The sequence below is a fragment of the Bordetella sp. BOR01 genome, assembly GCF_019218885.1.
In the GTDB taxonomy this organism is placed as follows: Bacteria; Pseudomonadota; Gammaproteobacteria; order Burkholderiales; family Burkholderiaceae_B; genus Bordetella_A.
The window spans coordinates 280,796-297,407 of record NZ_JAHUWT010000005.1 but is presented as its reverse complement, the minus strand read 5'-3'; the positions used below and the strand labels follow the sequence as shown (position 1 = coordinate 297,407).

Here is a 16,612-nt window from a genome sequence, read left to right as displayed (position 1 = left end):
CGTGTTTTCCTGCTTCTGGTTATGGTTATGGCTGTTGTATGGAGCCGATGGCTCGCTGGAACCCGTACAGCGCTGCCGGGTTGTCCACCAGCAACTTTTGCTGCACGGCCGGGTCGGGCACCCACAAGGGAATCAGGTCGACCAGGTCGCCATCGTTGGGCATGGAAACATCGCAAATGGGGTGCGGCCAGTTGCTGCCCCAGATAATGCGGTCGGGCCAGCCTGCGGCCACGCGATGGATCATGGGCAGCATGTCGGCATGCGGGTATGGCTGCGCCGAAAGCCGGTACAGGCTGGCCAGCTTGACCCAGGCCCGGCCCGTGTCCATCAGCCGCGCCAGCGCGGCGAACGGCGGGCTGTCCACCCCTTCATCGCCGCGTATGCGCGCCATGTGGTCCAGCACGATATCGACAGGCAGCGCCTGCAGGCGGGGCAGCAGCGCCACCAGTTCATCGGCATGCTTGAAGTGCAGCACCAGGTGCCAACCCAGTTCTTGCGCCTCGGCAGCCAGCGCCTCTAGCTGGTCGAAGCCGACGCCGCCGCCCACCACGGTAGACAGGCGGTAGCCGCGCATGCCCAGCGCATGCATATGCTGGCGCTCGGCCCGCGGGCGGCCCGGCGGCATGACCGCCACCCCGCGGGCGCGCGCGCCCATGCGCTGCAGTGCGTCCAGCGTGGCGGCGTTGTCAGTGCCATGGGCGCCGCCATGCACGATGACGGCGCGGTCGATGCCCAGCGTGGCCAGCAGTTGCACGTAATCGTCCACCGTGCAGTCTTGCGGCGTATAGCTGCGTTCGGGCGAATAGGGGAACCGCGCCTGGGGCCCGAAAATGTGCGCGTGGCAATCGCAGGCGCCGGCAGGCATGCGAAAGCGCGGCGGGCGGGTATGGCGGTCGGGGCCGGGGCACGCGTGCATGGCGGCGCCTCAGCTGTCTTGCGCTTCGCGTTCGGCGATGCGGGCCAGCACATCGGCGCCGCGGTTCGCGGCCGACACGCCGCGAAACAGATACGCCATGCTGATCACCGCCTGCATCTCTTCCCAGCTGGCGCCGGCCCGGCGCGCGGCGATGCCGTGAATGACCGCCGCGTCGCTCAGTTCGACCATGAGCATGCCGAAGATCATCAACTGCGCCGTCTTGGCATCGAAGCACGACGGATTCATCGCATGCGCGCGCACTTGTTCCTGCATTTCCACCAAGGCGGGATCGAGCGCGCCGGTGACCAGCAAGCGGGCCTCGACCCGCGGCGGCAGATAGCCCAGCAACTGGCGATAGCTGTCGGCCTGGCGTTGCAGGGCGGCGGTGTCGCGCGGCGTGCCCATGGCCTGGGCGGCAACGCCGGCATCAATGCGGGATGCGGACATGCGGGATTCCTTCTTCAAGTCGCACCGCGCCGGCGAAATGCCGCGCAGCCTGCGTATGGTTGACGAAGCAGTTCGTAAAGTCAATAAAAAATCGATTTTATGGTTTGTAATCGATTATTTAGGCCAGGCGCTACAATACGCCGCATGAAAAACACCCCGGCTTCTTCCGGCGCGCCCAAGCCCCCGGCCAGCCCGTCCCTGACGGCATCGGTCGCCATCCAGATCCGGGCCGCGATCCTGGACGGCACCTATCCGCCCGGCACGCGCCTGCGCCTGGATGAGCTGCGCCGCGCCTACGATGTCAGCCTCAGCCCGCTGCGCGAAGCGCTGACGCGGCTGGCGGCCGAAGACCTGGTGCAGATCACCGACCAGCGCGGCTACCAGGTCACGCCGGTGTCGGCCGAAAACCTGCGCGAAGTCACGGTGCTGCGCACCCAGCTGGAAATCACCGCGCTGAAAGAATCGCTGCGGCGCGGCGACGATGCCTGGGAAGACGCCCTGGTGGCGGCCTACCACCGGCTGCATCGCCTGGAAAGCGATGGGCAGCGCGCCGAAGGCTGGGAAAAAGCCCACCGGGCCTTTCACCTGACATTGTTCTCGGCCTGCGACATGCCGCTGCTGCTGCGCTTCTGCGGCAGCCTGCATGACCTGAGCGACCGCTACCGCCGCCTGTTCCTGGCGCGCCATGCGCCCGACGCCAACGTGCCCGCCGAACACCAGGCCATCTTCGAGGCCGCCATGGCACGCGACGAGACGCTGGCCGCCCAGATACTGACCCGCCACCTCGAGCGCACCGGCCGTAACGTCATGACCGTGCTGGCCAAGGCGCCCGCCGGCTGACATTCAGTCCGGCACGCCCCGTCGCCGCATGCTGCCGCTCCGGTGGCTGCCGGCTGGCACCAGGCTGCCCGCTCCCCTGCTTCTACTGAGCAAAGCCCCTTCGGCCCCCTGCGCGGGGCTATATGCCGCGGGCCGCCCCACCGCTCCGATCCCCTCGCCAATCCACGTCTTGCCTGCAATCGCGCCCACGCGTCGATCCGCGCCGGTGCGTTCGCATGCGGGTTATCCCGGATTGAGTCAAACTGTACACAGAATATTATTCACTACATGATGCACTTCTGACTGGAGCCTGGAACTGATGAATACCGTAGAAGCCCCGCCTGCCCCCCTGGCGCAATCACCGCTGACCGATCAATTGAAAGACCCGGAACTGCTGCGCGCCGGCGGCTTCATCGACGGGCAGTGGGAATGCCCTGACGCGGGCCCTCTCTTGCATGTGGCCGACCCTGCTACGGGCGAACGGCTGACCAGCCTGGCCGCCACGTCCGGGCCGGGGGTGCGGAAAGCGGTACAGGCCGCCAGCCGGGCACAGCCGGCCTGGGCCGCCCTGCCCGCCAAGGAACGCGCGACGCGCCTGATGGCCTGGCACGCCCAGATCCTGGCCCACGTCGATGACCTGGCTTTGCTGATGACACGCGAGCAAGGCAAGCCCTTGGCCGAGGCGCGCGGCGAGGTGCTGTTCGGCGCCAGCTTCGTGGCCTGGTATGCGGAAGAAGCCAAGCGCATTCACGGCGAAGTCCTGCAAACCTACAGTGCCGACCGGCGCGTACTGACCTTGCGCCAGCCGGTGGGAGTGGTGGTCGCCATTACGCCGTGGAACTTTCCCAGCGCCATGATCACGCGCAAGTGCGCGCCCGCATTGGCAGCCGGCTGCAGCATCGTGCTCAAGCCTTCTGAAGAAACCCCGTTGTCGGCCATCGCCCTGTGCGTGCTTGCCCAGCGGGCCGGCATACCTGATGGCGTGATCAACCTGGTGCTGTGCACGCGTGACAACGTGGCCGACACAGGCCGTGCGCTGCTGGCGGACAGCCGTGTGCGGAAACTGTCGTTCACCGGCTCCACCAGCACCGGCAAGCAACTGATGAGGCTTGCGGCGGACAACGTGCTGAAAGTCAGCCTGGAGCTGGGCGGCAACGCGCCGTTGATCGTGTTCGAAGACGCCGACCTGGACCGGGCCGCCGATGGCGCCCTGGCCAGCAAATTCCGCAACATGGGCCAGACTTGCACCTGCGCGAACCGCATCCTGGTGCAACGCACCGTGTACGACGCCTTCGCGGCCAAGTTGATCGAGCGGGTACGCAGCCTGCAGGTCGGGCCGGGCCTGCAGCCGGACGTAACGCAGGGGCCGCTGATCAACAGCAAGGCCGTCGACAAAGTATCCGAGCATGTGGCCGACGCCCTGGCCAAGGGCGCGCGCGCAGTGGTGGGCGGCGCACCGGACGAGCGCGGCGGGCTGTTCTTCCAGCCCACGGTACTGCTGGATGTGAAGCCGCACATGCGCATCTGCCACGAAGAAACCTTCGGCCCGGTCGCGCCGCTGCTGGCGTTCGACACCGAAGAGGAAGCATTGGCGCTGGCCAATGATTCCAGCTACGGACTGGCGGGATATTTTTATACGCGGGACCTGGCCCGGGCGCTGCGCATGGCAGAACGCCTGGAACTGGGCGCGGTAGGCATCAATGAAGCCGTCATCTCATCCGAGGCGGTACCCATCGGCGGCGTGAAACAGTCCGGCATCGGGCGCGAAGGCGCACACCACGGCATCGATGAATTCCTGGAAACCAAGCAGATCACCATCGGGGCTTTATAGGCGGCCAGATCCACACGGCTGCAGCCCTTTCACCCCTCTTTTTCAAGGACGCTTGTCATGTTGACCGCTGAACAAATCCACTTCTACGACGAAAACGGCTTTCTGGTACTGCGCGACTTGTTCACACCCGCCGAACTGGGCGCCCTGCAGGAAGACGCACTGATCCTGCACAGCGACCAGCGCGGCCATCCCGAAGCGAACGTGCTGGAGAAAGACGGCACCACCGTGCGGGCCGCCTGGGCCGTCGAGCTCGACTCCGAGGCCTGCGGGCGCGCTTATCGGCTGCCCCGCCTGCTGGGCGCCATCCAGCAACTGCTTGGGCCCACCTACCTGCACCAGTCGCGCCTGAACTACAAGGCTGCCGGCAAGGGCGACATCTTCCAGTGGCACCAGGACTACGCGAGCTGGGTGCACGATGGCCTGCCGTACGGCGGACACCGCGACATGTTGACCGCGCTGATCACCCTGGACGACTCGACGCCCGACAACGGCCCGCTGCGCTTCGTGCCCGGTTCGCACAAGCATGGGCTGATCCAGGCCTTCTACGACACCACCACCACCAGCTATCCGCTGCACATCGTGCCGGACGAATACATGGAAGCGCATTTTGCGCAGACTCCGGTCTACGAATGCACTTTCCCGGCCGGCACGGTGGTGCTGTTCTGCGGCAACCTGGTGCACAGCTCCAAGGAAAACCATTCCACGCAAGGGCGGCGCAACCTTTATTTCGCTTACAGTCGCGACGGCAATCGTCCCTCCGGCAAGGCCACCCGGCAGCACAAGAACGCCTACATCATGAACCCGGCGCCCTACCTGCTGCAGGAAATCAACGACAACAGCCTGGCCGATTATGCGCGCGGCCTGTTGCCCGCCTGAAAGCATCGTCACGACCAGAACCTGGGGAAAACATGGAAACGCTGGCAGGCAGTCTGAACAATCGGCCCGCAGAGGGCGAACGCGCGGGAGAAATGCGCAAGGTCATCTGGGGCGCCTCGCTGGGCACCGCCTTCGAGTGGTACGACTTCTTCATCTATGGCGCGCTGGCGGCCGTGCTGGCGCCCCTGTTCTTTCCGCCCAGCATGGGCCAGACGGCGGCGTTCCTGGCCAGCCTGGCCACCTTTGGGGTTGGACTGGTACTTCGGCCGTTCGGCTCGCTGGTGTTCGGCAGGCTGGGCGACCTGGTAGGCCGCAAGTACACCTTCCTGATCACCATTGTGATGATGGGCATTTCCACCATCGGGGTGGGGCTGCTGCCCACCTACGCTACCGCCGGCGCCTGGGCCCCCGCCTTGCTGGTGCTGTTGCGCTGCATACAAGGCCTGGCACTGGGAGGCGAATATGGCGGAGCGGCCACCTACGTGGCCGAGCATGCCGAGGACAGCAAGCGCGGCCTGTACACCAGCTGGATCCAGCTCACCGCGACGGCGGGCTTCCTGCTGTCGCTGCTGGTGGTGACGCTGACCCGCAGCGCCACCACGCCCGAACAATTCACCGACTGGGGCTGGCGCCTTCCCTTCCTGTTCTCGGTGTTCTTGCTGGGCGTCTCGATCTACATTCGCGCCAAGCTGAATGAATCCCCGGTCTTCCTGCAGATGAAAGCCGAAGGCAAGACGTCGCGGCAACCCATCCGCGACGCGTTCGGCAATTGGGCCAACCTGAAGTTCGTGCTGCTGGCCCTGTTCGGTACGGTCGCCGGCGTTACCGTGCTCTGGTACACGGGCCAGTTCTTCGCGCTCATTTTCCTGATGAAGTGGCTGAAGGTCGATCCGACCACCGCCTACACCCTGGTGGCGCTGGCCTTGCTGCTGGGCGCCCCGTTCTTCGTGGTGGCGGGCTGGATGTCGGATCGCTGGGGCCGCAAGCGCGTGATCATCGGCGGCTTCATCGTAGGCGTGCTGGCCGTGATGCCGATATTCAAAGGCCTGACGCACTTCGCCAACCCCGCGCTGGACCGGGCCATCGCCGCCGCCCCCGTCACCCTGGTTTCGTCGGAATGCCGCCTGCGCATGTTCTCGGCGCCCGACAACGCCTGCGAACGAGCCCGCGAACAACTGAACACGGCCGGCGTGCCCTATACACTGGTGCCTGCATCGGCGCCAGGCGCCACGGTCCAGGCCGCGGGCGCCGGCGTCGATGGTGCCGACCCGGCCGCCATCACCCGCCTCTTGCGTGAAGCCGGCTACCCGGCGAAGGCGGACGAGGCCGAGATCAACCGCCCCATGGTGGTGGTGCTGATCTGGCTGCTGGTGGTGATAGGGTGCGTGGTGTACGGGCCGAACGGCGCCTACCTGGTCGAACTGTTTCCCACCCGGGTGCGCTATTCCAGCATGTCGATGGCCTACCATATCGGCACCGGCTATTTCGGCGGCTTCGCGCTGTACTTCGCCACGCTGATTTCCACGACTACCGGCGATATCTACGCCGGCCTGTACTACCCTATCGTCGTGGCAGTCATCTCGATTCTGGTAACCGCCTTCCTGTTGCCCGAGACCCGGGGTTGGAAACTCGACCGATAAAGCCTTGCGGCGCCGCGCGGCCCGGCCCCTGCCGGCGGGTACCTGAAGGGCCTGGATATAATACAGTTCGGTATACACATTATCGGACTCACAATGACCCAGGCAGGTACCCGCGCCGCGCTCGCCCCCGACGACGCACTCGATCCCGACGCGCCGGCGCCGCGCAAGCGCACCTCGCTCAGTTCGTCGGCCATCTATGAACGCATCAAGAACATGGCTGCCACCTATGAGTTCAAGCCGGGCGAGCGCATCAACGAGATCGAATTGTCCAAGCGGCTGGAAGTCAGCCGCACACCGCTGCGCGAAGTGCTGAACCAACTCATGGTCGAGGGCTTCCTGGAACGTACCGCCAACAAGGGCTTCACCAGCCGCCCCCTGGATGCCAAGCAGGTGTTCGACCTGTACGAGTACAGGCTGGGATTGGAGACCGCCATTGCACGCCTGGCCTGCAAGCGCGCCACCGACGCAGAAATCAACGACCTCGAGGCGATCACGCTGCGCGATACCTCGATCCCCGACGATTCCGATTCGGCCGAACTGCTGGCGCTGGACGAAGATTTCCACATGCGGCTGGCACGCCTTGGCCGCAACGAAGAATTCGTGCGTGCGCTGGCCAATGTGAATGCGCGCATCCAGTACGTGCGCTGGATCGACATGCGCAATGGCAGGCGGCCCTACACCCAGGCCGAGCACATCAGCATCATCGAGGCACTGAAAGCGCGCGATGAAGCCGCGCTGGTCACCTTGCTGGAATCGCATATCGCGCGCCGCCAGGACCAGATCACCGAAGTCATCAAGCTGGGATATTCCGAAATCTACACCCGCAGCAAGCTGTGAGAACCCCATGATCGATATCGAGGCCACGGTTTCCTGGTCGCGCCAGGCACACGAAACCTTCACCGACCAGCGCTACAGCCGCGCGCATACCTGGCATTTCGACGGCGGCGCCGACGTGGCGGCGTCATCTTCGCCCCATATCGTGCCGCTGCCGTACTCGGTGGCCGCGCATGTCGATCCGGAAGAAGCCTACGTGGCCTCGTTGTCCAGTTGCCACATGCTGGTCTTCCTGTTCATAGCGGCCAAGCGCGGCTACGCGGTCGACAGCTACCGCGACCGCGCACAAGGGCTGATGGAAAAAAACCAGCAGGGCCAGCTATACATCAGCCGCGTCACCCTGCATCCGCGCGTGGCCTATCGCGACACCGCGCCGGACGCCGCCACCGAGCAGGCATTGCACCACGAAGCGCACGCGCAGTGCTTTATCGCCAACTCGGTGCGCACGGTCATCGACACTGTCATCGAACCCTGAACGCCAAGCCGCGGCGCCCGGGCATTCAGGCCGCGGCCAGCGTATTCGGCACCGCCTCGCCCGCCAGCCAGGCCAGCAGGTTGCGCTGCACACCCATCGCGAATTCGCGATACACCGGCGCGCTGACAAAGCCATAGTGCGGCGTCAGCAATACATTGGGCAACGACAGCAGGGCGTGCCCGGCAGGCAGTGGCTCGGTGTCGTACACATCAAAAGCCCCGAAGCCCGGGCGCCCTGCCCGCAGCGCCTGCACGACGGCGTCCATGTCGACCAGTTCGGCGCGCGAAGTATTCACCAGCAGGCTGTCGGCGCGCATCAGCGCCAGGCGCTCGCGGTCGAGCAGGCCGCGCGTGCCGTCGGCCGGCACCAGGTGCAGGCTGACCACGCGCGAGGTGGACAGCAGCTCGTCCAAAGCCACGGCCTGCACGCCATGCTGGGCGGCCCGCTCCATGGTCATGTGCGGGCTCCAGGCCACGACTTCCATTCCCAGCGCCTTGCCCACCGCCGCCACGCGCGCACCGATCTGGCCCAGCCCGATCAGGCCCAGGCGCTCGCCCTGCAGCACGGCGGGCAGCAGCGGCGTGGCGCCGGCATCGCGCCACAGCGTGCGCGCCGGCGTCAGCGCGATCGACGGCAGATGCCGCACCGCCGCCAGGATCAGGGCCCAGGTCATCTCGCAAGTGCTGGCCTTGGACGGCCCCCAGTCGGTATGACTGACCTGGATGCCCAGGTCGGCCGCCGTCTGCAGGTCGAGCTTCTTGTTGCGCGTGCCGGTGAACACGATATGGCGCAGGCCGGGCAACTGCCGCATCAACTCGCCCGTCATGGGCGTGCGGTCGCGCATCAGCACCACGCAGGTGGCCGGGCGCAGCGCGGCCAGCAAGTCCGCGCCCGTCAGCGCCCGGGCATGGATATCGAGCTCGGCCTGCAGGCCGATGGCGGACCAGTCCACCAGCGTGCGCAGGCCGTTCTCCCAATCGTCGAGCACGACGATGCGCGGCTTGCCGCTCATGCCGCGTCGCCCGCGCGGGCCAGCCTGGCCACCAGGCCGGCGTCGGCGGCCTGGCCCAGTTGCCAGCAAGCGGCGATCAGCTGCCGGGCCTGGTCGGCACCCAGGATGGCATCGGCCATGCCGCGGAACTTGGCCTCAAGGTCGGCATCGGTCATGGGGTGCTGCAGCGAACCGATGGCGTGCTCGACATGCACCCGCACGGTACGGCCATCGGTCAGTATCGCCTCGGCGATCACGCTGGCCTCGCCGATGGTGTCATCGATGGTGGCCTGCACTTTGCTGCGGACTTCGACCACGTCGGGACGGTTGACGATGTCGTCGGCGTATTCATCTTCGGACGCGCGCCCGAAAATCAGGCCGGCGGCGCAGCCGTGGTAGACGCTGAACTTGCCCTGCAGGCCGTCTGCCGGCTCTTTCTTGCCGGTCAGTTCCAGCACCAGCGAATGCACCTTCAGGTCGATGCGTTCCAGGTTCTGCGGCGTGACGCCCTGCTGGCGCAGTTGCACGCATGCGTCGATGCTGGGATGGATGACAATGCCGCAGGCAAACGGCTTGTAGGCGTTGAACGAGATCTCGAAACGCTGGCCCAGCTCGTCGGTGATTTCGTTCCAGTCGTACTTGGTCGAAACCACCTGGGCGAAGCCGCGCGGCGCTTCGATGGCGCGCGGGCTGGCGGTGAAGCCGGCACGCGCCAGCAAGGCCGACATCAGGCCGGCCTGGGCCGCCGCGCCCGGGTGGAACGGCTTGGTCATGGTGCCGAACTGTTCGCGCAGGCCCACCGGCTGCGATGCCGCGATGCCCAGCGCCATGGTGGTCTGCTGCACATCCAGGCCCAGCAGCCGCGCGCACGCGGCCGCCGCGCCCAGCCCGCCGGTGGTGCCGGTGATATGCCAGCCGCGATCGTAGTGATGGGGATAGATCGTGTTGCCCACGCGGCATGACACATCGATGCCCAGCACGATGGCATCGATGATCTGGCGGCCGCTGGCGCCGGTGTGTTCGGCCAGGGCCAGCACGGCCGAGCACACCGGGCCGGCCGGATGGATGATGGTTTTCAGGTGGGTATCGTCGAAATCGAAGGTATGCGACGTGATGCCGTTGACCAGCGCCGCGCTGCCGATGTCCACGCGTTCGGCCCGGCCCAGTACCGTGGCCTGGGGCGCCGGCTGCAGCACCTGCACGGCCTGCAGCGCGGCATCGGCGGCTTCGTGGCGCGCCGCGCCCACGGCGCAACCCAGCCAGTTCATGAAAGTACGGTGAGCCTCGTGTTCGACCTCGTCGCTCCAGCCGCGGGACGGATGGTTGACGACGTATTCGGCCAGGATGCGGGTGACGGGCGGTGCATTGCGGTCGGCATCGACCTGAGTATTCAAAGCCATGAGTGTTTCTGCGTCTCAAAGAAAGTGAAAGGAATGGAATCAGGCATCCAGCTTGATGCCTTGCTCTTTCGCCAGGCGGGCCCAGCGCTCGAAATCGCGCTTGGCATAGTCGGCGAACTGGGCGGGGCTCATCGGCATGGGATCGATGGCCTCGATGTCCAGCTGCTTGCGCAGTTCGGGCCGCGCCAGCGCCTTGTTCAAGCTGTCGTTCAGCACCTGCACCACGCCGGCATCCACGCCGGCCGGGCCCGACACGCCATACCATTGCAGTACGTCATCGAAGCCGGACACGCCCAGCTCCTTGAAGGTGGGCACGTCCGGGAAGCCCGGATTGCGGTGCTCGCCAGTCAGCGCCAGGGCGCGCACGGTGCCCGAACGCAAGTGCGGTACCGCCGCCGCCAGGCCCGGAAACATGGCCTGGGTCTGCTGGGCGATCAGGTCCGTGAACGCGGGCGAGATGCCTTTATATGCAATGTGCACCATCTTCGTGCCAGCGTGCTGCTGCATCAGCTCCATCAACAAATGGGTCAGCGAACCGGCGCCGGCCGATCCGTAGTTCATGGCGTCGCCTCGCTGCTTGGCATAGGCCACGAATTCCTGGAAATTCTTTACCGGCAATTTGGCGTTGACCACCAGCACATTGGGCGTGCCGCCTATCATGCCGACCTGCGTGAAGTCGCGCACCGGGTCATAGGGCACTTTGCGCGTGGCCGGGCTGGTGGCCAGCGTGGCCACATAGCCCTGCATCAGCGTGTAGCCGTCGGGGTCGGCGCGCATGGCGCGCTGGCAGGCAATGACGCCGCCGCCACCGCCCTGGTTCTCGACGATGAACTGCGTGCCCAGCACATCGGCCCAGGCATTGGTCACGGTGCGGCCCACGTAGTCGCTGCCGCCGCCCGGCGCCACGGGAACAATGTATGTGATGGGGCGCTGCGGATAACCCGCACGCGCGTACGACATGGAAGGCAGGGCAATGGCGGTTGCGCCCGCCCCCAGCAGGAATGAACGGCGATGCATGGTTGTCTCCTCCGTTGAACGGATGTGATGAAAAACCGTGGCGCCAGGGGCCACGCGATAAGCAACGGGGCTGGGCCAAGGTTTCGTGCCGCCCCATTCGTATAATTGTATACGATTATACGAATTACACGAGGGGAACAGGCAGGCGTCTATGTGCCTGGAAGGCGTTCCAGATCGCAGGTATTTGAATTCGTTGATTGATCTGGCCGGCATCGGCCAAGGCTGCCGCACTGGCCACGGCGGAGCACGAGCGGGACGCCAGCAACCGGGTCCGCCCGTGGGCATGGGCGCAAATGCACAAGTTGCATCGATGCGCAGAACCCGCAACCCAAAGAAAAAGGGCCTCGCAATGGAGACCCTTTTAAATTTGGTGCGCCCGGCAGGATTCGAACCCACGACCCCTTGGTTCGTAGCCAAGTACTCTATCCAACTGAGCTACGGGCGCTGGTAAAGAGGCGAAATTATAGCCGAAAAATCCTACTTGTCCAGCCTGGTTTCGGTGCCGCCCATCTGCGGGCTCAAGGCCAGCCCGGCCGGGCGCCGCTTCTTGCGCTCGATATCGGGCAACAGGAAGGCAACGATACCCAGCAGCGGCAGATAGGCGCAGACCTCGTACACGAAGGCGATGCTGGTCACGTCGGCCAAGTGGCCCAGCGCCGCCGCGCCCAGCCCGCCCATGCCGAAGGCAAAGCCGAAGAACAGTCCGGCGATCATGCCCACCTTGCCGGGCACCAGTTCCTGGGCATACACGACGATGGCCGAAAAGGCCGATGCCAGCACCACCCCTATCACCACCACCAGCACGCCCGTCCAGAACAGGTTGGCGTGCGGCAGCATCAGGGTGAATGGGGCCACGCCCAGGATGGATACCCAGATCACGATCTTGCGGCCGATGCGATCGCCCACCGGGCCGCCCGCCACAGTGCCGAAGGCCACGGCAGCCAGGAACAGGAACAGGTACAACTGCGCCGAACGCACCGACAAGTCGAACTTGTCCATCAAGTAAAAAGTGAAATAGCTGTTCAGGCTGGCCAGGTAGAAGTACTTGGAAAAAATCAGCACGCCCAGGATGCTCAGGGCCCACACCACCTTGGCCCGGCTCGGGGCGTCGGCATCGCCGGCGGCGCGGGGCTTGGGCTTGAGCAGCGCGCGGTTGGCGCCATACCAGCGGCCGATGCCCACCAGGACAACGATGCCGAACAAGGCCGCCAGCGAGAACCAGGCCACGCTGGTCTGCCCATGCGGAATGATGAACAGCGCGGCCAGCAGCGGCCCCAGGGCCGAGCCCACGTTGCCGCCCACCTGGAAGAGCGATTGCGCCAGGCCGTGGCGTCCGCCCGAGGCCATGCGCGCCACCCGCGACGATTCGGGGTGGAACACCGACGACCCGGTACCGACCAGCGCCGCCGCCACCAGCAGATAAGGCAGCGAAGGCGCGAAAGCCAGCATCAGCAGGCCCACCAGCGTGAAGCCCATGCCGATCGGCAGCGAATACGTGGTGGGCCGCTTGTCGGTGTACAGGCCGATCCAGGGCTGCAGCAGCGACGCGGCAATCTGGTAGGTAAGCGTGATCAGGCCGATCTGGCCGAAGCTGAGGCTGAACGAATCCTTCAGCATGGGATAGATGGCCAACAAGATCGACTGGATCATGTCGTTCATCATGTGGGCCACGCTGATGGCGCCCAATACCTTGAAAGCAGTGGCAGAAGCGGCAGCCGGCGCCGGGCCGGCAGAAGATGCAGAAGTCATGGCGTAGCAGCGGAAATGAGTCGGCAAGCGAACCCAGGCGCGCGCCGCAGCGCGCAAGACAATCAGTGTATAAAGTGCCGAAGGCGCGGAAGTGCCAACTTTCGTCGCCAAAATGACATAACCATACTGGCTTTATCCTGTCCATGCCACGCCGCCCGACCTTGCCCGCCGATCCCACGCGCAGCCGTGTTGCCGACGACTACCAGCACGTGCCGCGCCTGGTCACGGCCATGGCCAAGGATTTCGTGCCCAGCGACACCACCGGCCCGCACAGCCACCCGCGCGGCCAGCTCGTATACGCCATCGCAGGCGTGATGCGCGTCAGCACCCCCGACGGCTTCTGGACCTTGCCGCCGCTGCGCGCGCTATGGGTGCCGCCCGGCACCATCCACGGCATCCAGATGGTGGGCAAGGTGCTGATGCGCACCTTGTATGTGCATCCCAACGCGGCGGGCGCGCTGTGGGACCGCTGCCAGGTGGTCGAGGTATCGGGCCTGCTGCGCGAGCTGATCCTGGCGCTGGCGGCCGAACCCATCGAGTACCCGCTGGAGGGGCGCGGCGGGCAGATCGTCGCCTTGTTGCTGACCGAGCTACAGGCCGCGCCGGTGATTCCCATCCAGATTCCCTGGCCGCACGACCGCCGCCTTCAGACCGTATGCCGGGCCATCCTGGCCCAGCCCAGCCTGACCCGCACCGTGCATGACTGGGGCGACGAAGTGGGCGCCAGCGGCCGTACCCTGATCCGCCTGTTCCAGGCCGAACTGGGCCTGAACTACCGGCAATGGGTGCAGCAGGTACGCCTGGATGACGCACTGCGCCGGCTGGCGCTGGGCCAGCCGGTGGCGCGGGTGGCCGCCGAACTGGGCTACCGCAGCCCCAGCGCGTTCAGCGCCATGTTCCGGCGGGCGCTGGGAATGCCGCCGCAGGCTTATTTGCGCCTGCGTCAGACCTAGGCTGATTTTCCTTACCCAGTCCCTGACCCCGCCATTGCTAATATAGATATATCTAGATTTATAGATATATAATTCGAGAACATTCGATCTACTACCCTGCCCGCATGGACATCGATCTGATCATCAAGGCACTGGCCAACCCGGTGCGCCGCGACATTTTGCAGTGGCTCAAAGAGCCCGAAAAGCATTTCTCCACCCAGGAACACCCGTTGGAAGTCGGCGTATGCGCCGGCCAGTTCGAACGCTGCGGGCTGTCGCAGTCGACCATGTCCACGCACCTGGCGGTATTGCAGCGCGCCGACCTGGTCACCACGCGCCGCATCGGCCAGTGGATTTTCTACAAGCGCAACGAAGCCACCATCGCGGCCTTCGTGCGCACGCTCGGCCAGGAACTCTAGTCCAATCCTTTTCCCTTCCCCCACGCAAAGCCTTCACCATGCCCACGTTATTCGATCCCATCGCCGCCGGCGACCTGCAATTGTCCAACCGCGTCGTCATGGCGCCCCTGACCCGCAACCGCGCGCCCGGCGCCGTGCCCACCGACATGATGGTCACCTACTACTCGCAGCGCGCCACGGCCGGCCTGATCATCACCGAAGCCACCGCCATCACCCACCAGGGCCAGGGTTATGCCCAGGTGCCCGGCCTGTATTCGGCCGAACAACTGGCGGGCTGGAAGCGCATCGTCGATGCCGTGCACGCCGCCGGCGGCAAGATCGTCGTGCAGCTGTGGCATGTGGGACGCATCTCGCACGACTCGCTGCAGCCCGGCAACGGCGCGCCGGTAGCCCCCTCGGCAGTACGCGCCAATTCCAAGACCTACCTGGTGCGCGAAGACGGCTCCGGCGAATTCGTGCCCACCTCGGAACCGCGCGCGCTGCAACAGGATGAGCTGCCCGGCATCGTCGAAGACTATCGCCGCGCCGCGCGTGCCGCCATCGAGATCGGCTTCGACGGCGTGGAAGTCCATGCCGCCAACGGCTACCTGCTTGACCAGTTCCTGCGCTCGGGCAGCAACCAGCGCACCGACGACTACGGCGGCAGCATCGAGAATCGCGCACGCCTCTTGGTGCAGGTGATGGATGCGGTCACGGCCGAGATCGGCGCGGGCCGCACCGGCATCCGCATCTCTCCGGTTACGCCGGCCAACGACGCCAGCGACCCGCAACCCCAGCCGCTGTTCGACTATGTCGTGCGCAAGCTGGCCGGCCATGGCCTGGCCTATGTGCACATCATCGAAGGCGCCACCGGCGGCGCGCGCGACTTCCAGCAAGGCGAACAGCCGTTCGACTACGCCGCGCTGCGCCAGGCCTATCACCAGGCCGGCGGCCGGGGCGCCTGGATGGCCAATAACGACTATGACTTCGCCCTGGCTGAACGGGCGGTGGAAACAGGCCAGGCCGACCTGATCGCTTTCGGCAAGCCGTTCATCGCCAACCCCGACCTGGTGCGCCGGCTGCGCGAAAAAGCCCCGCTGAACCAGCCCGACAAGGCCACGTTCTACGGCGGCGGCGCGCAAGGCTATATCGACTACCCGGCGCTGGCCTGATGGCGCCGTGCCGGGCCGTGCATTGCGCGGCCCGGCACCGGCAGCGCGGGCTGCCACGGATGGGATCACCTCTCCCAATATAGTTGCTAAAATCAACGATATCGGCAAGAATGGCAGCCTGAATCACCCACCTGACCCACGCCTGCCATGCTCCAGACCCGCCTGACCCGCCTGCTCGGCATCCGCTACCCCATCATCCAGGGGGGCATGAGCTGGGCCTCGTCAAACGCCGCACTGGCGCTGGCGGTATCCCGCGCGGGCGGCCTGGGCACCATCGCATCGGGGCCCATGTATCCGCACGACCTGCTGGCCGCCATCCAGGCGGTGCGTGCGGGTACCGACGCGCCGTTCGCGGTCAATATCCCGCTGTACAACAAGCGGGCGCAAGAGCACATGGACATCGCCGTGGCCGAGCGCGTGCCGGTCATCATTGCATCGCAGGGCGGGCCCCAGAAACACTTGCCGCGCGCCCGCGAGGCGGGCATCAAGTGGCTGCAGGTAGTGGCCAGCCCGATGCATGCGCAGAAGGCGCAGGCAGCCGGCGTGGATGCCGTCATCGCAGTGGGCCTGGAAGCCGGCGGCCACCCCGGCCCCGACGAAGTCGGCACGCTGGTGTTGGCGCGGGCGGTGGCGCGCGCGGTCGAGATCCCCTTCGCCATTGCCGGCGGCATCGCCGATGGCGCGGGCCTGGCCGCGGCGCTGTGCCTGGGCGCCGATGGCGCCCAGTTGGGCACGCGCTTCCTGCTGACACCCGAAGCCGGCCTGCACGCCGCCTACAAGCAGGCAGTGCTGGCCGCGGGCGTGGCCGACACCACGCTAGTCGGGCGCGGACGCTCGCCGGTGCGCCTGCTGCGCAATGCCTTCGCGCGCGAATATGCCGCCATCGAACGCGCCGGCGCTTCGGACGCCGACCTGGACGCATTGTTCTCGGAACGATCGCTGAAGCAGTCGGCCAAGGATGGCGACGTGGAAGCGGGCAAGGTCGAAGCCGGACAAAGCGCCGGCCTGATCGATGCCCTGCAGCCAGCCGGCGAGGTGGTCGCCGACCTGGTGCGCGAAGCGCGCCAGGCCCTGGCGCGCGGCTCGGAATTGCTGGCGGCCTGACCGGCAGGGCC

General features: G+C 66.0%; 17 protein-coding genes and 1 tRNA gene. 11 read left to right on the top strand and 7 right to left on the bottom strand.

Features of this window, described 5'->3' with window-relative positions; translation table 11 throughout:
- Positions 1–25: 25 nt before the first annotated feature.
- Together KW845_RS26800 and KW845_RS26795 are read right to left on the bottom strand one after the other, a co-directional pair.
- On the bottom strand, positions 26–916 hold the full coding sequence (locus KW845_RS26800; protein ID WP_218372443.1) for an amidohydrolase family protein: 891 nt from the start codon (positions 914–916) through the stop codon (positions 26–28).
- A gap of 9 nt (positions 917–925) precedes the next feature.
- Positions 926–1,363, bottom strand: coding sequence for a carboxymuconolactone decarboxylase family protein (locus KW845_RS26795; RefSeq protein WP_218372442.1), 438 nt, complete (start codon positions 1,361–1,363; stop codon positions 926–928).
- Between KW845_RS26795 and KW845_RS26790 the strand changes: the two genes are divergently transcribed.
- From KW845_RS26790 to KW845_RS26760, 7 genes are all read left to right on the top strand, one after another.
- Positions 1,362–1,511, top strand: coding sequence for a hypothetical protein (locus KW845_RS26790; RefSeq protein ID WP_218372441.1), 150 nt, complete (start codon positions 1,362–1,364; stop codon positions 1,509–1,511). The two genes, KW845_RS26795 and KW845_RS26790, sit on opposite strands and share 2 nt — an antisense overlap.
- Positions 1,508–2,203: a GntR family transcriptional regulator gene (locus KW845_RS26785; RefSeq protein WP_218372440.1), complete on the top strand. Its 696-nt coding sequence runs from the start codon at positions 1,508–1,510 to the stop codon at positions 2,201–2,203. The genes KW845_RS26790 and KW845_RS26785 overlap by 4 nt, the downstream gene beginning before the upstream one ends.
- A 298-nt stretch (positions 2,204–2,501) precedes the next feature.
- Complete coding sequence (locus KW845_RS26780; protein ID WP_218372439.1) at positions 2,502–4,013, top strand: NAD-dependent succinate-semialdehyde dehydrogenase; 1,512 nt, start codon at positions 2,502–2,504, stop codon at positions 4,011–4,013.
- Between the two features lie 57 nt (positions 4,014–4,070).
- A complete protein-coding gene (locus KW845_RS26775; RefSeq protein WP_218372438.1) occupies positions 4,071–4,889 on the top strand; it encodes a phytanoyl-CoA dioxygenase family protein in 819 nt (272 codons plus the stop codon).
- Between the two features lie 32 nt (positions 4,890–4,921).
- A complete protein-coding gene (locus KW845_RS26770) occupies positions 4,922–6,529 on the top strand; it encodes an MFS transporter (RefSeq protein ID WP_218372437.1) in 1,608 nt (535 codons plus the stop codon).
- Positions 6,530–6,622: 93 nt separating this feature from the next.
- Entirely contained in the window at positions 6,623–7,366 is a 744-nt protein-coding gene (locus KW845_RS26765) for a GntR family transcriptional regulator (protein ID WP_218372436.1), read from the top strand.
- A gap of 7 nt (positions 7,367–7,373) precedes the next feature.
- Positions 7,374–7,838: an OsmC family protein gene (locus tag KW845_RS26760; protein ID WP_218372435.1), complete on the top strand. Its 465-nt coding sequence runs from the start codon at positions 7,374–7,376 to the stop codon at positions 7,836–7,838.
- 25 nt (positions 7,839–7,863) lie between these two features.
- On the opposite strand, the gene KW845_RS26755 is transcribed toward KW845_RS26760, so the two are convergent.
- The 5 genes from KW845_RS26755 to KW845_RS26735 all read right to left on the bottom strand — a co-directional run bounded on the left by KW845_RS26755 (position 7,864) and on the right by KW845_RS26735 (position 12,995).
- Positions 7,864–8,850 (bottom strand): D-2-hydroxyacid dehydrogenase family protein, encoded by a 987-nt coding sequence (locus KW845_RS26755; RefSeq protein ID WP_218372434.1) that lies wholly within the window; start codon positions 8,848–8,850, stop codon positions 7,864–7,866.
- Positions 8,847–10,229, bottom strand: a complete 1,383-nt coding sequence (locus tag KW845_RS26750) for an MmgE/PrpD family protein (RefSeq protein ID WP_218372433.1) — start codon at positions 10,227–10,229, stop codon at positions 8,847–8,849. Before KW845_RS26750 ends, KW845_RS26755 begins: the two co-directional genes overlap by 4 nt.
- 39 nt (positions 10,230–10,268) lie before the next feature.
- Positions 10,269–11,246 (bottom strand): tripartite tricarboxylate transporter substrate binding protein, encoded by a 978-nt coding sequence (locus KW845_RS26745; protein ID WP_218372432.1) that lies wholly within the window; start codon positions 11,244–11,246, stop codon positions 10,269–10,271.
- Positions 11,247–11,614: 368 nt separating this feature from the next.
- A tRNA-Arg gene (locus KW845_RS26740) sits at positions 11,615–11,691 on the bottom strand.
- Between the two features lie 32 nt (positions 11,692–11,723).
- Positions 11,724–12,995 (bottom strand): MFS transporter, encoded by a 1,272-nt coding sequence (locus KW845_RS26735; protein WP_218372431.1) that lies wholly within the window; start codon positions 12,993–12,995, stop codon positions 11,724–11,726.
- Between the two features lie 143 nt (positions 12,996–13,138).
- Between KW845_RS26735 and KW845_RS26730 the strand changes: the two genes are divergently transcribed.
- From KW845_RS26730 to KW845_RS26715, 4 genes are all read left to right on the top strand, one after another.
- A complete protein-coding gene (locus KW845_RS26730; RefSeq protein WP_218372430.1) occupies positions 13,139–13,948 on the top strand; it encodes a helix-turn-helix domain-containing protein in 810 nt (269 codons plus the stop codon).
- A gap of 104 nt (positions 13,949–14,052) precedes the next feature.
- Positions 14,053–14,346, top strand: coding sequence for a helix-turn-helix transcriptional regulator (locus tag KW845_RS26725; RefSeq protein ID WP_218372429.1), 294 nt, complete (start codon positions 14,053–14,055; stop codon positions 14,344–14,346).
- A gap of 38 nt (positions 14,347–14,384) precedes the next feature.
- A complete protein-coding gene (locus KW845_RS26720) occupies positions 14,385–15,497 on the top strand; it encodes an alkene reductase (RefSeq protein WP_218372428.1) in 1,113 nt (370 codons plus the stop codon).
- A gap of 147 nt (positions 15,498–15,644) precedes the next feature.
- Positions 15,645–16,601 carry a nitronate monooxygenase family protein gene (locus KW845_RS26715; RefSeq protein ID WP_218372427.1) on the top strand — a complete coding sequence of 319 codons (957 nt, stop codon included), beginning with the start codon at positions 15,645–15,647 and terminating at the stop codon, positions 16,599–16,601.
- Positions 16,602–16,612 lie beyond the last annotated feature (11 nt).